Origin of the sequence: Janibacter anophelis NBRC 107843 (genome assembly GCF_001570945.1) — a bacterium.
Lineage (GTDB): Bacteria > Actinomycetota > Actinomycetes > Actinomycetales > Dermatophilaceae > Janibacter > Janibacter anophelis.
Genome location: NZ_BCSQ01000033.1, coordinates 1 through 14,297, shown reverse-complemented (window position 1 = coordinate 14,297; position 14,297 = coordinate 1). Strand labels below are relative to the sequence as shown.

Here is a 14,297-nt window from a genome sequence, read left to right as displayed (position 1 = left end):
GCCTGTGCGGCGCATCGTTCGAGGACTGATCGCCGGATCCGGAGCGCTCGCCATCGCGGCGGGCGGGTCCGCGTGCACCGACGAAGGGGGCGACTCCCCTTCGTCGGGCAGCGCGACCACCGGATCGGTGAGCGGTCCCGACGACCGGCTCACGGTCGTCTCGGCCGGTCCGGTGCAGGCCTGGGACCCGCAGCGCATCACCCAGCGCCAGGTCGCCGGCTTCGCCTCCCGCACGTGGATGCGCACGCTCACGGCCTACGCGCCGGCCACCTCCGTGTCCGCCCAGCGGCGGCTCGAGGGTGACCTCGCCACGAGCACCGGCACGGCGAGCAAGGACGCGCGCACCTGGACCTTCACCCTGCGCAAGGGGGCGACGTGGCAGGACGGCTCGCCCGTCACCTGCGCCGACGTGCAGTACGGCGTCGCCCGGTCCTTCGACGCGGACATCCCCTCGAGCGGCTACGCCCTGACCTTCCTCGACATCCCGAAGAAGAAGGACGGCACCTCCACCTATCCCGGCCCCCTGGCGAAGGGGGGCACCTCGAAGGCCTCTCGGAAGCTCATCGAGGAGGCGGTCGAGTGCCGCGGCGAGCGCAAGGTCGTCTTCCACCTCGACGAGGCGGTCGGCAACTTCGACGAGGTCGTCTCGCTGCCCGAGTTCGCCCCGTACAAGGAGTCGCGCGAGGGCGACGACGCCGTGCACGACGCGTTTTCCTCCGGCCCGTACAAGCTGCAGGAGGCCTGGACCCCCAGCACCGGCGGCACGTGGGTGCGCAACCCGGAGTGGAGCCGCGCGAGCGACCCGCTGCGCACGCCCGGACCGACGACGATCCTGCACAAGGAGGGCGTGGAGGCCAAGGACGCCCTCGAGACGATCATCGACGGGGAGGACGGCGGACGCACCCTGGCCCTCGACCCGGTGCCGAGCGTCCTCGGGCCGGCGATCGACGAGGCCGGTGACCGTGTCCAGGCTGTGCAGGTCGACGGGCAGCTCGTCGACTACCTCGCGGTCAACACCCGCAGCAAGGCCCTGCGCTCGGCCTCGGTGCGCCGGGCCCTGGCAGAGGCCACCGACCGGGGCGCCTACACCGAGGCGCGGGGCGCCGCGTCGGGCACGCCCACCTGGTCGCTGCTCGGTGCCGCCCTGCCCTCCCGGCACGAGACCGTCATCGACCGCGGCCCCTCGGGCGACAGCGCGACCGCGCGTCGGCGCCTGACCACGGCGAAGGTCGACACCCCCGTGAAGATCACCGTCGCCTACCGTGGGGGCGGGACCATGGACGACGCGATGAAGGCACTCGAGAGCGGCTGGGAGGAGGCCGGCTTCGACGTGACCCTCAAGGCCCTCGGCGAGGACTACTTCACCGAGATCGGCACCCGCGACGTGGCCGGGGAGTACGACGTCCTGTGGGCCAACTGGGGCCCGGACGTCCCCTCCGCGAGCACCGTCCTGCCGCCCCTCTTCGACGACCGGATCAACCTCGGCGGCGACAGCGTCGGGCGCGACTACGGGCAGTTCGCCGACAAGCAGGTGACCGCGGCGATGGACAAGGCCGCGGCCACCCGTGACCGGGAGGACCGGGCCAAGCGCTGGGCGGCCATCGACACCGACCTGCTCGAGGACGGCGTGTACATCCCCCTTCGCCAGAGCCGGCTGACCTATGCCGCGGGCTCCGAGGTCACCTCGCTCATCGGCAACCCGATCTACGGCGGGGTCCCCGAGATCGGCGCCGTGGGGGTGGCGCGATGATGCTCGCCGAGCCGGTGGTCGTGCCCGGGCGGCCCGCGCGGCTGCTCTTCGTCCACGCGCACCCCGACGACGAGAGCCTGGCGACGGGCGTGGCCATCGCCCACCACGTCGCGGCCGGTGACGAGGTGCACGTCCTCACCTGCACCCTCGGCGAGCAGGGCGAGGTCATCCCGACCGAGCTGGCGCACCTGGACGCCGAGCACGAGGACACCCTCGGGGAGTTCCGCCGGGACGAGCTGCGGGGCGCGATGACCGCGATCGGCGCGCGCAGCACCGTGCTCGGCGAGGACCCCGCGACCGGTCGGCTCTCCCGGTGGCGCGACTCCGGCATGGCCGGCAGCCCGAGCGCGCAGGACCCGCGCGCGTGGGTGCGCTCCGACGACGCCGAGGCGGTCGCGGCCGTCACCGCCGTCGTCGCCTCGATCGGGCCCGACATCGTCGTCACCTACGACGCGCAGGGCGGCTACGCCCACCCCGACCACATCCGCACGCACGAGGTCACCCGCCGGTCCCTGGCGGCGATGGACGAAGGGAGCCGCCCGGCCCTCTTCGGTACGTTCACCCCGCGCTCGTGGGCCCAGGAGGACCGCGACGTGCTCGCCGTGACCGACGAGGTGCGCGGACTGGGCTGGTCGTTGCCGACCGGGCCGTTCCCCCCTTCGGTCGTCGACGACGCGGTCGTCACGCACGCGGTCGTCGACGAGACGGCGGTCGACCACCAGCGCGCCGCCCTTCGCCACCACCGCACTCAGGTGACGCTCGGTCCGCGCGACACGTACGCCCTGTCCAACGACATCGCCGCCCGCCTGCCCGGACGGGAGGGCTACGCCCGGCTCGACGTCGTCACCGGGCAGCCCCTGCCGGCCACCGTCCCGGGGGAGCGTCCGCCGCTCGTGGCGCGCCGATGAGCGGGGTGACGCCGACCCACCTGCGGCACGCGATGGCCCACTTCGCGACCGGGGTGACCGTCGTGACGACGCTCGAGGACGGCCACGACCACGCCATGACGGCCAACTCGGTCACCTCCGTCTCCCTCGACCCGCCGCTCGTGCTCGTCTGCGTCCGCAAGGACACCGGCTGGCACGAGGCGGTCGGCTCGTCGGGGGTGTGGGGCGTGTCGATCCTGCCGGTCGCCGGCCGGCCGGCCGCGACCTGGCTGAGCACGGGAGGGCGGCCGCTCTACGGGCAGCTCTCCCGGGTGCCGCACCATCGCGGCGAGCTCGGCGTGGCCCTCGTCGACGACGCCCTGGCGACACTGGAGTGCCGCACGAGCGCCCTGCACGACGCCGGTGACCACTCGATCGTCGTCGGCGAGGTCGTGTCGAGCCGCGCCGACGCCCGCAGAGATGATCCACTGGTCTACTACCGCAGCAGATACACGAGCACGAGGTGACCCCGATGAGCAACGACGAGCGCTGGACGGACGAGGAGGCCGTGCTCGAGCGTCCGCGGCGCGGGCGCACGTGGCTGGCGGTGGCCTTCGTCCTCGTCGTGATCGCGGGCCTGTACGCCGCGGCCGCGCTGTACTTCGCCGACCGCGTGCCCGCAGAGACGCGCATCGGTGGCATCGCCATCGGCGGCCAGACCCCGGCCGAGGCGCAGGACACGCTCGAGCGGGAGCTCTCCGACGAGGAGGCCCGGCCGGTCACCGTGACCGTCGAGGGCAAGGACGTCGAGCTCACCCCGGGCGAGTCCGGCCTCAGCTACGACTACGCGAGCTCGGTCGAGGGACTCACCGGCTTCAGCCTCAACCCGCTCGACCTGTGGAACCACGTGCGCGGCGGTGTCGAGCGCGAGGTCGAGATCGACGTCGACGAGGAGGCGCTCACCAGCGCCGTCGACGAGCAGACCGCCTCCTTCGACAAGAAGGCCGTCGAGGGCAAGGTGACGCTCGAGGGCACCACGGTGAAGAAGACCGCCTCCAAGCCCGGACTGACCGTCGACCGCGAGGCGGTCGTCGAGTCCATCGCCCAGGAGTGGCCGCAGCAGCGCAGCTTCGAGGCGCCGACGAGCGAGCCCGCGCCCAAGCTGAGCCAGGCCGAGATCGACCGCTTCGCCAAGGACGACCTCGAGCCGCTCGTCTCCGGGCCCGTGGAGGTGCACACGACCGACCCGCAGGGCGAGGGCGCCGCCAAGGACATCTCCTTCTCCGTGCCGGCCGAGCAGCTGGCCGCCGCCGTGTCGATCAAGAACACCGAAGGCAAGCTCTCCGCGACGATCGACGAGTCGAAGGTCGCCCAGGCGGTCCTCTCGGCGGGCTCGACCTCGGGGCTCTTCCGCGAGGCCCGGGACGCCGGCGTCGTGCACCGGGGCGGGTCGCGCTTCGACGTGACGCCCTCGAGCACCGGTCTGGCCCTCAAGGAGGACGGCATCGGCGCCGAGGCGGCCGCCGCGATGAAGAAGAAGGGCGACCAGCGCCGCATCGACGTCGACTCCAAGGAGTCGCAGCCCGAGGTGACGACGGCCGAAGCGAAGAAGACGCTGCCCAAGGAGCAGATCTCCACCTTCACCACCTACCTGCCGTCGACGAGCGGCGTGCGCGCCGACAACATCCGCCTGGCCGCCCGCACCCTCAACGGGGCGTATGTGGCGCCGGGCCAGACCTTCTCCCTCAACGAGCGGCTCGGGCAGCGCACGGCGGCCAAGGGCTACGGCAAGGCCGGCGTCATCCACGCCGGGCGCCTGGCCAACGACTACGGCGGCGGCATCTCGCAGCTGTCGACGACCCTCTTCAACGCGGTCTTCTTCTCCGGGGCAAAGATCGAGGAGTTCCACCCGCACTCGTTCTACATCTCCCGCTACCCGGAGGGGCGCGAGGCGACGATCTCCTGGCCCAATGTCGACAACCGTTTCACCAACGACACCGGTGCCGGCATCCTCATCACCGCCAAGGTGAGCGGCAACGAGGTGACCGTGACCTTCCACGGGCGCAAGGCCTACGACGAGGTCAAGGCCGGCAAGAGCGCCCGCAGGAACATCTCGCAGCCCAAGAAGATCACCGACGACAGCAAGGACTGCGTCCCGCAGTCACCCGCACCCGGGTTCTCCGTCGACATCACCCGCACGTTCATCAAGGGTGGCAAGACGGTCAAGAGTTCGTCGTTCACCACGCGGTACATCCCCCAGGACGACGTGACCTGTACGAACGCGTGAGGTCGCGTGCGGCTGTTGCCGAGTGCGTCGACATGCGTCGCGAAAGTTGACGTGCGTCGCGGACGAAGGGTGATGCCGTCGCTGGGCCGAAGCGGTGTCCTGAGGAGCTTGCGCAGCAAGCGTCTCGAAGGGCCCTTCGTTGTCGTCCGGGCGCGTTGTCGTTCTCGGCTTCGGCTTGATTCGCGACGACACCACCCTTCGCCCGCTTCTGCCCGGGCGCCTGTCGTCGCTGGAGCCACCTGGTCGCGTCGAGGCCACCAGGTGACGCTGACGCTGCCGGGTCAGGTGTCGCGGGGGTAGGTGAGGACGGGGCCGTCGACACTCACCGGGACCTGTTCCCCGACCTCGGGGGAGCGGCGACCGGGGACGCGCACGGTGACGACGGTGCCGTCGGCCAGCGCCACGTGCACCATGGCGTGCGCGCCGCGGTAGTCGACGGCCTGGACCGTGCCGTGGGGGCAGCCCGGCGAGTCGCTGAGGCTGAGGTCCTCGGGCCGCACGACGACCACGACCTCCCCGTCGCCGCGCGGGACGTCGCCTCGCGCCGTGACGATCCCGAGGGGGCAGGTGATGCCGTCAGCGGTGCGGTGGCCGGTGAGGTGCACGACGTCGCCGAGGAAGGCGGCCTCGCGGGCGTCCACCGGGTCGTCGTAGATCTCTCGGGGGCCACCCACCTGGCTGAACCGGCCACCGCGCATGATCGCGACCTGGTCGGCGAAGGAGAGCGCCTCCTGCTGGTCGTGGGTCACGAGGATCGCCGTGGCCGAGGTCTCCGCGAGGGCGGCGGCCACCGCATCGCGAGTGCTCGCCCGCAGGGCCGTGTCGAGCGAGGAGAAGGGCTCGTCGAGCAGGACGACGGACGGGGAGAGGGCCAGCGCCCGGGCCAGGGCCACGCGCTGCTGCTGGCCGCCCGAGAGCTGGTCGGGACGTCGGGTGGCGGTCACCGCGGGCAGCCCCACGAGCTCGAGGAGCTCCTCGACGCGGTCGCCGCGCCGGCGGGCGGCCCGCGGCATGCCGAAGGTGATGTTGTGCGCGACGTCGAGGTGGGGGAAGAGGCCACCGTCCTGCCGCACGTACCCGATGCCGCGCCGCTCGGGCGGCACCGCCCGACCGTCGCCGCACACGATCCGGTCGCCGATGGTCACCGTGCCGGTGTCGGGGGCGAGGAACCCGGCGATGACGCGCAGCAGCGTCGTCTTGCCGCCACCGGAGGCGCCGAGGACGGCGGTCGTCGTGCCCGTGGGCACGGTGAGGTCGACGTCGCGCAGGACCGGCTCGGCGCCGTACCCGACGGTGACGCGACGGATGTCGACGGTGCTCATTCGGTGATCCCACTCTGTCGGAGCATCAGGACGGTCAGAGGCGCGGACAGCAGGATCATCATGGCGGCGAAGGGAGCGGCGCCCGCGTAGTCGAACTCGTCGCTCGCGGCCCAGAAGGCGGTCGCCAGGGTGGAGGTCCCGGTCGGCGACAGCAGCAGCGTCGCGGTGAGCTCGGTGGCGGCCGCGATGGCCACGAGGGCCGCTCCGGTGAGCGCCGACGGGAGGATGAGCGGCAGCACGACCCGGCGGAAGGCCCCGAGCGGACTGCACCCGAGCGACCGGGCGGCATCGCTGAGCTCGGGGGGCGCGGCGGCGAGGCCGGACCGCAGGGAGACCATCGCGCGGGGGATGAAGAGGACCGTGTAGCAGAGCACGAGCAGCAGCGGCGACTGGTAGACCCCGGGGACGTACCGGACGGAGACGGTGATCAGGGCCAGGGCGATGACGACCCCGGGCAGCGAGCTGGCGATGTAGGTGACCCGCTCCAGCACCAGCGTCCACGCGGTGCGCCGCCGGCTGAGCAGCCACGCTCCGGGCAGCGCCAGGACGGTCGTGACGGCCGCGGCGGCGAGGGCGAGCGAGATCGTCGAGCCGGTCGTCACGAGCAGCGAAGGGCGGATCCCGAGCTCGTCGACGGGTGCGGCCAGGTGGGCGAGCAGCCATCGCCCGACGAGCGTGACCGGCAGGACGAGCGAGACGGCGACGACGACGGTGAGCGCGAGGAGGGCCACGGGGGACCACCGACCCAGGCGCACCGGCGCCGCCCGGCGGTGGACGCCACGGCCGACGCGGGCGGTGCGGGCCGTGCCGCGCAGCAGGTGCTCGAGCGTGAGGACCGTGACGCACATCAGGGCGAGGACGAGCGCGAGCACGCTGCCCTGGTTGCTGGAGAAGCTCACCTCGTACTGCACGAGGATCGCGGTGGTGAAGGTCGGGTAGCGCATCATCTCGAGCACGCCGAACTCGGCGAGCAGGTGCAGCCCGACGAGCAGGCCGCCACCACTGATGGCCGGCCGCAGCCGGGGCAGGACCGTGCGGCGCCAGGCCTGCAGCGGACTGGCACCGAGGGCGCGGGCGTCCTCCTCCGGGGCGGCGTCGAGGTCGCGCAGGATCGCGGCCACGGGCAGGTAGACGAAGGGGAAGTACGCGGCCGTCGTCACCAGGGCGGCGCCGCCGAGCCCGTCGAGTCCAGGCCGGAAGGAGACCCACGCGTAGGCGGCGACGAAGGCGGGGACGGCCAGGGGAGCGCCGAGCAGCACCCGCCACACCCCGGCGAGGGGCAGGTCCGTGCGCTCGACGAGCCAGGCCGCCCCGACGCCGAGGACGATCGTCGCGGGGACCGTGACGAGCAGCAGCAGGAGGGTGTTGGTCAGCAGCTCCGCCGTGCGCGGGCGGAGCAGGTAGTCCAGGGCGCCGGCAGGGGAGCTGCCGAAACCGTCCGCGGCCACGACCGCGAGCGGCAGCACCGTGATGACCGCGACGAGGACCGCCGCGGTCATCACGAGGTGCCTAGAGGATGCCGGCATCGGTCATCAGCTGGGTGACCTTTTCGGAGTCGAGGGAGAATGGGTCGACGGCGGGCGCCTGGAGGGACTCGAGCGTCGGCAGGTCGGGGTCGGAGTCGACCCCCTTCGCCACGGCGTACTCCTTGGAGCCGCTCGACTCGAGGACGGCCTGCCCCTCCTCGGAGAGGATGTAGTCGACGAACTGCTGGGCCTCGTCGGCGTGCTTGGCGTTCTTGAGCACGCCGGCGGCGGAGAGGCTGACGAAGGCGCCCGGGTCCTCACCCTTGAAGTAGTGAAGCGCGGTGTTGGCCGTGCCCTCCTTGGTCTCGGCCTGGTCGCGGTACCAGTAGTAGTGGTAGATGACGCCCATCGGGACCTCACCGGCGTTGACGGCCTTCATCGTCGCGATGTTGTTCTCGTAGATCCGGGCATTGGTCTTCATGCCCTCGAGCCACGTCTTCGTCTTGGCCTCGCCCTGGTCGGCGAGCATGCCGGCGACGATCGCCTGGAAGTCGGCGCCCGTGGCCCCCGCGCCCCACTGGTCCTTGTACTCCGGCTGCTGCAGGTCCATGAGCGAGGCCGGCAGGTCGTCCTTCGAGACCTTGTCGGGGTTGTAGACCAGGACGGTCGAGCGGGCGGCGACGCTCGTCCAGTCACCGCTCGACGGGCGACGGTTCTCCGGCACCTGGGCGAGGGTCTTGGCGTCGACGGGTGCGAGCAGCCCGGCGTCCTCGACGAGGGTCATCGCGGGGCTGTTCTCGGTGAGGAAGACGTCGGCGGGCGAGGCGTCACCCTCCTCGACGATCTGGTGGCCCATCGACGAGTCCTTGCCGGGGCGGATCTGGGTCTTGATCCCGGTCTTGTCGGTGAACCCCTTCGCCCACGCCTTGGTGAGGTTGTCGTGCTGGCTGGAGTAGATCTGCAGCGCGTCGGGGTCGGTCGTCGGTCCCTCCGAGCCACCACACGCGGTGAGGGCGAGGGCTGCCGTCGTGCCGACGACGGTCGTGAGCAGGGTGCGGCGGTTCATGAGGGATCTCCGGAGGGTCGGGGACGAGGGTGGACGAGTCGGTCGATGAGGGTGCGGGTCGGGGCCTGCAGGAGCCACCACAGGAGGGCTCCGAGCGCGAGGGAGGCGCCGAGGGCCAGCCAGGCGTGGTCGACGACCCGGAAGACCTGCCACTGGACGAGGTAGATGTGCAGGGACGCTGCGGCGATGATGCCGAGGGGCCACACGAGCAGACGGGGCAGCGGGACGCGCGGGACGAGCGCCAGGACGGTGATGGCGACGAGCACCGTCCATCCACGGCTCGGCTCGACGAAGAAGTCCCACATGCCGACGGCGGTGAGGGCGAGGGTCGCCAGGCGCTGCCGGTGGGTGCGGGCGACGCCCAGGGCCATGCCGATGGCGAAGAGCCACAGGACCGACCCCGGCAGGCCACGGGTGGCGCCGGTGGAGTCCGGCACGAGGATCCACCGCGGCACGAGCGCGGCGGCCGCCAGCGCCATGCTCCACGCCCAAGGGTGGCGCACGTGCGCCCGGGCGAGCGCGGGCACCGAGAGCAGGGCGAGTGCGGCGAGGCTGCACGCGAGCAGTGCCTCGATGAACCACAGGTTGATCCGCGCGCCCCACTCCATCTCGCCGATGAGCCAGTTGACGAGCAGCACGTTGTGCCAGGTGTAACCGCCGGCCGTGACGAGGCCGAAGAGCGCGACGGCCATCGACGGAGCCGCCAGGCCGACGAGGGAGCGCAGCCCGCGTCGGCGCCGCTCCTGTGGTCGGGGGTCGTCGAGGGTGAAGCGGCTCATCGACCAGCCGGCCAGGGCGAGGAGGGTGTGGGCGCCGCCGGGGGTGGCCACGATCCCCAGGTGGCTGGCGCAGATCGCCAGCGCGGCCACGGCCCGCACGAGCAGCGGGGTCTCGACCCACTGGACGTGGCGGCCGGTCGGCCGCGCCTCGGCCGCGAGGGTGCGCAGCGGCAGGCGGTGCCAGCCGTCGGGCAGCCGGCCGAGGACCTGCTCGAGCCGGACCGAGGTCTGCACGAGGCTGTAGGAGTCGCCCCCCAGGTCGGCGAAGGACCGGTCCGGGTCGACGTCGTCCCGGCCCAGGGCCGAGCCGATGACGGCGACGACGGCGCCGAGCCGGTCGTGCCGGGGGTCGGGCGCCGGTGCGTCGTGTGCGGTCGACAGGGCCAGCTCCCGGCAGGCGACCCGGTCGACCTTGCCGTTGGGCAGGCGGGGGATCTCGTCGACGACGGCGACGAGCACGGCTCCCGGGCGCAGCCCTGCCGCCTCGGCCGTGAGACCACGCACCGTGCGACGAAGGGCGGCGCGCCCCCCTTCGTCGGCGTGGGGGAGGGTGACGAGCAGGTGGTGGGAGTCCGCGGTGACCACGGCGTCGTGGCCGGCGGCCGCGAGGGCACTCGCGACGTGGTCGAGGTCGATGCGCAGCCCGAGCACCTTGGCGACCCGGTCGCGGCGACCGGTGACCGTGACGACGCCGTCGTCGATGCGGCCGAGGTCGCCGGTGCGCAGCTCCTCGACCATCCGGCCGAGGGCCAGCTCGTCGGGGTGCTCGGCGTACCCGAGCATGACGCCGGGGCCGGTGAAGACGAGCTCGCCGGTCCCGTCGCCGGCGTCGTCGACGTCGTGGTCGACGCGGAAGGAGGACCCGGCGATCGGCCGGCCGACCGCCGCGGGGCGGGCGAGGACGTCGGCGCCGACGTGGATGGCCATGCGGGCGGTGGCCTCGGTCTGGCCGTACATGACCGCCAGGTCCCAGCCGCGCTCGAGCCCGAGGCTCGCCAGCTCATGCACCCGGTCCGGCGGCAGGGCGCCACCGGCCTGGGTGACCAGACGCAGCCCGGGCAGGTCACCGCGCAGGCGCTCGTCGACGAGGTCGAAGGTGTGCGGCACCCCCGCGAGGACGCTGACCCGCTGCTCGGTGTGCAGCCGCCAGAACTCGTCGTCGGTCACCGAGTGCTCGGTCACGACGAGGCTGCCCCCCGCGTGGAGGACGCTGTGCATCACGGACAGGCCGTAGCAGTAGTGCAGCGGCAGCGAGGTGATCGCGCGGTCGTCGCTGCGCAGGCCGAGCGCCCGGGCGATCCCCGTGGCATTGCTCAGCACGTTGTCGCGGGAGAGCCGCACCAGCTTGGGGCTGCCCGTGCTGCCGGAGGTCGACAGCAGCAGGGCGAGGTCGGGGTGCAGGAGGTGCTGGGCCTGCGGCTCGAGGACCTCGACCTCGCCCGCGTGCAGGCGCAGGTCCGGGGCGAAGCGTCCGGTGATCGACGTGGCCTCCGGCCCGGTGACCAGGGCCACGTGCCCGGCGGCGAGGACGGCGAGGTGGGCGACGACGTCGTCGAGCCGGCGGGTGAGCGGCAGGTGGACGAGGCGACGTCCGGTGGTCGTCGCCGGCAACTGCTCGACGAGGGAGGCGACCCGGGCGGCGAGCTCGTGGTGGCTGACCGTGGCTCCGTCGGCGACCAGCGCGGGGGCGGCGGAGGTGGGGTGCAGCAGCGGAAGGGGGGTCGGCACCGGGCGCACGGACGTCCCGAGGGCGTGAAGTCCCTCGTCGAGCCGCGCGGTCATCGTCATTTGGTGTGCCTATCCTTATCGATCGGAGCGAAGAGTACCGCCATCGAGGCCAGGAGCGCGCATGCCCCACCACGTCGTGGACATCTGGTGGTCGGACCTGCGTGTGATGGACCGCGGCCTGCTGCCTTTGCTCGACCCGGTGGAGGCCGCCCGGGCGGCGGGTCTGGAGGGCGCTGCGGACCTGGGTCGCTTCGTCGTCGGGGCGGTGCTGCTCCGTGTCGCTGTGGGCCGGACCACCGGCCGGGACCCGTGGTCCGTGGCCGTCGACCGCACCTGTGGCGACTGCGGGCGCCCGCACGGTCGGCCGGTCGTCGAGGGCGTGCACGCCAGCGTCGCCCACGCCGGACCGCTCGTCCTCGTCGCCACCGCTGCCTGCCCCATCGGCGTCGACGTCGAGTCGGCCCGGCGTGGTCCGGACGTCGCCGCGTGGGTGCGGCAGGAGGCGGCCTTCAAGGCGCACGGCTCCCGCGACGTGGCCGGCCTGCACGTGCGGCCCCTCGTCACCCCGCTGCCCGGTCACGAGGCAGCGCTCGCCCTCACCCGGCCCGGTGAGGTCGCCGTCCACGACCCGGCCGAGTCGTCGACCGCGTTGGCGGCCGCCCGTGCTCAGGCGTCGCGCAGCGCGAGGTAGACGTAGTCGCTGTGGCGGGTCATCCCCAGGTCGCGGTAGAGGTGCTGGGCGGGCTCGTTGGTCGGCTCGACCTGCAGGTAGGTCAGGGTGGCACCGGCGTCGAGGGCGGCGCGCGCGGCCTCCTGCGTGAGCCAGCGGCCCAGGCCCCGGCCCCGGTGCGAAGGGGGCACGTGCAGACCGAAGATCCCGGCCCAGCCGTCGTCGAGCGCGACGCGGACGACACCGGCGACGCCCCCTGCGTCACGGGCGGTGAGGAAGACCTGCCGCCCCGGCAGCGCGAGGATGCGGCGTGCGACGTCGAGGTGGTCGAGCAGGCGGGGTGAGCCGCCGGCCAGCCAGGCCTCGTCGGCGTGGTCGCTGGTGTGCAGGGTGAGGCCCTCGGGGGCGGGCGCGGCGCCCTGCAGGAGATTGTCGGTGCGCGCGGTGAGCACGTCGGCGGGGTTGCCCTCGACCCACCCGCGCTCCAGCAGCAGCGCGCCGAGCGGGTCGTCCGCGGTGGCCGCGCCCGGCGGACGGGGGAGCATGACGAGCGGCGTCAGGCCGTGCTCGCGGTACCAGGACTCGACCGCGTCGACCGCCTCGGGCAGCGGATGGCCCGGATCGCCCACGGGGAGAGCGGAGTTCGAGCGGCCCGTCCACCGCGCGCCGGCGCGCAGGAGCCAGCCGGCTCCCTTCGTCCCCAGCCAGTCCTCCTCGAGGCCGGGCTGGCCCTTGGTCATGACGAGGTGGAGGTCCTCGATCGTGATCGCGCGGTGCGGGGCGCCGCGGCGGGTGGGGCGGGGCGGGATGGCGCGGGCGGCGACGACGAGGTCGCGGCGCAGGGCCACCTCGCCGCTCCGGGTGGCGATCCGCAGGCCGTGCTCGTCGAGGGCGGTCAGCTCGCCGACGGTGTCGGTGAGGGTCGGACCGTGCGCCGGCGTCGGGTCGATGCGGGTGCGCACCGCGACCCGTGTCCCTGTGGTGAGACCCACCATCGGATCGCTCATGGGGCGACATAGTATGTCGGGCATGACGTACGTGATCGCGCAGCCGTGTGTGGACCTCAAGGACAAGGCCTGCATCGAGGAGTGCCCCGTCGACTGCATCTACGAGGGCAAGCGCAGCCTGTACATCCACCCCGACGAGTGCGTCGACTGCGGCGCCTGCGAGCCCGTGTGCCCCGTCGAGGCGATCTACTACGAGGACGACACCCCCGAGGAGTGGGCCGACTTCTACAAGGCCAATGTCGAGTTCTTCGACGACCTCGGCAGCCCCGGTGGTGCCGCCAAGATGGGCATGATCGACAAGGATCACCCGATCGTGGCCGCGCTGCCCCCGCAGGAGCACGCGGAGTGACGACAAGCGCGCGAGGACACGAGGGAGCGCCAGCGACCGAGGCCCGCAGCGCGCCGTGGAGTCACGACCGAGAGCGCAGTGTGACCTCGTGATGACGTCCTTGCCAGACTTCCCCTGGGACTCGCTCGCTCCTGCCAAGGAGCGGGCGAGAGCCTTTTCCTCCCCTGACGAGGCGAAGGGGGAGGGCATCGTCGACCTGTCGGTCGGCACCCCGGTCGACCCCACCCCCGAGGTCGTCCAGCAGGCGCTGCGCGACGCCGCGGACGCCCCCGGCTACCCGCAGACGTGGGGCACCCCCGACCTGCGTGAGGGCATCGCAGACTGGTTCGCCCGGCGCCGTGGTGCGCCCGGCCTCGATCCGGACGGGGTGCTGCCGACGGTCGGCTCCAAGGAGCTCGTCGCGTGGCTGCCCACGCTGCTCGGGCTGGGCGCCGGCGACGTCGTCGCCTTCCCCCGGGTCGCCTACCCGACGTACGACGTGGGTGCGCGGATCGCTGGGGCCACCCCCTTCGCCGCGGACGCCACGACGGCCTTTGGTCCGACGACGCCCTCGAGCGCGCCCAAGCTGCTGTGGCTCAACACCCCGAGCAACCCGACGGGCAAGGTCCTCGGCGTCGAGCACCTGGCCAAGGTCGTCGCGTGGGCCCGCGAGCGCGGTGTCGTCGTCGCGTCGGACGAGTGCTACGCCGAGCTGGACTGGCGCTCCGAGGCCGAGCGCGGGCAGTCGCTCGACGAGCTGCCCACGACGCCCTCGATCCTCGACCCGCGCGTCACGGGTGGCTCCACCGAGGGGCTGCTCGCCGTCTACTCGACCTCCAAGCAGTCCAACCTCGCCGGGTACCGGGCGGCCTTCGTCGCCGGTGACCCTGCGCTCGTGCGGCAGCTGCTCGAGGTGCGCAAGCACGCCGGGATGATCGTCCCGTGGCCGGTGCAGCGCGCGCTGCTCGCGGCCGTGCGCGACGACGAGCACGTCGCGGCCCAGCGGGAGCGCTACCGGGCGCGGCGGG

Annotated in this window: 12 protein-coding genes; 7 read left to right on the top strand and 5 right to left on the bottom strand. The window is 73.0% G+C overall.

Annotated features, from left to right (window positions below; all coding sequences use genetic code 11):
• Positions 1 to 4 precede the first annotated feature (4 nt).
• From JAN01S_RS10075 to JAN01S_RS10060, 4 genes are read left to right on the top strand one after another with little or no spacing between them, the layout of a single operon-like run.
• Positions 5 to 1,750: an ABC transporter substrate-binding protein gene (locus JAN01S_RS10075; protein ID WP_068317470.1), complete on the top strand. Its 1,746-nt coding sequence runs from the start codon at positions 5 to 7 to the stop codon at positions 1,748 to 1,750.
• Complete coding sequence (mshB, locus tag JAN01S_RS10070) at positions 1,747 to 2,658, top strand: N-acetyl-1-D-myo-inositol-2-amino-2-deoxy-alpha-D-glucopyranoside deacetylase (protein WP_068317467.1); 912 nt, start codon at positions 1,747 to 1,749, stop codon at positions 2,656 to 2,658. Before JAN01S_RS10075 ends, mshB begins: the two co-directional genes overlap by 4 nt.
• Complete coding sequence (locus tag JAN01S_RS10065; RefSeq protein ID WP_068317465.1) at positions 2,655 to 3,143, top strand: flavin reductase family protein; 489 nt, start codon at positions 2,655 to 2,657, stop codon at positions 3,141 to 3,143. The genes mshB and JAN01S_RS10065 overlap by 4 nt, the downstream gene beginning before the upstream one ends.
• Positions 3,144 to 3,148: 5 nt before the next feature.
• Entirely contained in the window at positions 3,149 to 4,903 is a 1,755-nt protein-coding gene (locus tag JAN01S_RS10060) for a VanW family protein (protein WP_157075691.1), read from the top strand.
• 281 nt (positions 4,904 to 5,184) lie between these two features.
• Here the strand turns inward: JAN01S_RS10060 and JAN01S_RS10055 are convergent, their stop codons facing one another.
• Genes JAN01S_RS10055 through JAN01S_RS10040 form a run of 4 tightly spaced genes read right to left on the bottom strand, consistent with a single transcriptional unit; the run spans position 5,185 to position 11,324 of the window.
• Complete coding sequence (locus tag JAN01S_RS10055; RefSeq protein WP_068317459.1) at positions 5,185 to 6,225, bottom strand: ABC transporter ATP-binding protein; 1,041 nt, start codon at positions 6,223 to 6,225, stop codon at positions 5,185 to 5,187.
• Positions 6,222 to 7,724: an ABC transporter permease gene (locus JAN01S_RS10050; protein ID WP_244884811.1), complete on the bottom strand. Its 1,503-nt coding sequence runs from the start codon at positions 7,722 to 7,724 to the stop codon at positions 6,222 to 6,224. The genes JAN01S_RS10055 and JAN01S_RS10050 overlap by 4 nt, the downstream gene beginning before the upstream one ends.
• Positions 7,725 to 7,734: 10 nt before the next feature.
• Entirely contained in the window at positions 7,735 to 8,757 is a 1,023-nt protein-coding gene (locus tag JAN01S_RS10045; protein ID WP_068317455.1) for an iron ABC transporter substrate-binding protein, read from the bottom strand.
• Entirely contained in the window at positions 8,754 to 11,324 is a 2,571-nt protein-coding gene (locus tag JAN01S_RS10040) for a non-ribosomal peptide synthetase (RefSeq protein ID WP_068317452.1), read from the bottom strand. Before JAN01S_RS10040 ends, JAN01S_RS10045 begins: the two co-directional genes overlap by 4 nt.
• 61 nt (positions 11,325 to 11,385) lie before the next feature.
• Between JAN01S_RS10040 and JAN01S_RS10035 the strand changes: the two genes are divergently transcribed.
• Positions 11,386 to 11,955 carry a 4'-phosphopantetheinyl transferase family protein gene (locus tag JAN01S_RS10035; protein WP_068317449.1) on the top strand — a complete coding sequence of 190 codons (570 nt, stop codon included), beginning with the start codon at positions 11,386 to 11,388 and terminating at the stop codon, positions 11,953 to 11,955.
• Here JAN01S_RS10035 and JAN01S_RS10030 read toward each other — a convergent pair.
• Complete coding sequence (locus JAN01S_RS10030; RefSeq protein WP_157075690.1) at positions 11,931 to 12,941, bottom strand: GNAT family N-acetyltransferase; 1,011 nt, start codon at positions 12,939 to 12,941, stop codon at positions 11,931 to 11,933. The genes JAN01S_RS10035 and JAN01S_RS10030 overlap by 25 nt on opposite strands.
• 22 nt (positions 12,942 to 12,963) lie before the next feature.
• Here JAN01S_RS10030 and fdxA point away from each other — a divergent pair, with 22 nt between their 5' ends.
• Positions 12,964 to 13,290: a ferredoxin gene (fdxA, locus tag JAN01S_RS10025; RefSeq protein WP_068317519.1), complete on the top strand. Its 327-nt coding sequence runs from the start codon at positions 12,964 to 12,966 to the stop codon at positions 13,288 to 13,290.
• A gap of 91 nt (positions 13,291 to 13,381) precedes the next feature.
• A partial coding sequence (gene dapC / locus JAN01S_RS10020) for a succinyldiaminopimelate transaminase (protein WP_068317444.1) occupies positions 13,382 to 14,297 on the top strand: 916 nt, incomplete at its 3' end.

Bases quoted from the DNA above. Each gene is read 5' to 3' on its own strand.
- mshB (WP_068317467.1), top strand. From the start codon at position 1,747: ATGATGCTCGCCGAGCCGGTGGTCGTGCCCGGGCGGCCCGCGCGGCTG.
- JAN01S_RS10065 (WP_068317465.1), top strand. From the start codon at position 2,655: ATGAGCGGGGTGACGCCGACCCACCTGCGGCACGCGATGGCCCACTTC.
- JAN01S_RS10060 (WP_157075691.1), top strand. From the start codon at position 3,149: ATGAGCAACGACGAGCGCTGGACGGACGAGGAGGCCGTGCTCGAGCGT.
- JAN01S_RS10055 (WP_068317459.1), bottom strand. From the start codon at position 6,225: ATGAGCACCGTCGACATCCGTCGCGTCACCGTCGGGTACGGCGCCGAG.
- JAN01S_RS10050 (WP_244884811.1), bottom strand. From the start codon at position 7,724: ATGACCGCGGCGGTCCTCGTCGCGGTCATCACGGTGCTGCCGCTCGCG.
- JAN01S_RS10045 (WP_068317455.1), bottom strand. From the start codon at position 8,757: ATGAACCGCCGCACCCTGCTCACGACCGTCGTCGGCACGACGGCAGCC.
- JAN01S_RS10040 (WP_068317452.1), bottom strand. From the start codon at position 11,324: ATGACGATGACCGCGCGGCTCGACGAGGGACTTCACGCCCTCGGGACG.
- JAN01S_RS10035 (WP_068317449.1), top strand. From the start codon at position 11,386: ATGCCCCACCACGTCGTGGACATCTGGTGGTCGGACCTGCGTGTGATG.
- JAN01S_RS10030 (WP_157075690.1), bottom strand. From the start codon at position 12,941: ATGAGCGATCCGATGGTGGGTCTCACCACAGGGACACGGGTCGCGGTG.
- fdxA (WP_068317519.1), top strand. From the start codon at position 12,964: ATGACGTACGTGATCGCGCAGCCGTGTGTGGACCTCAAGGACAAGGCC.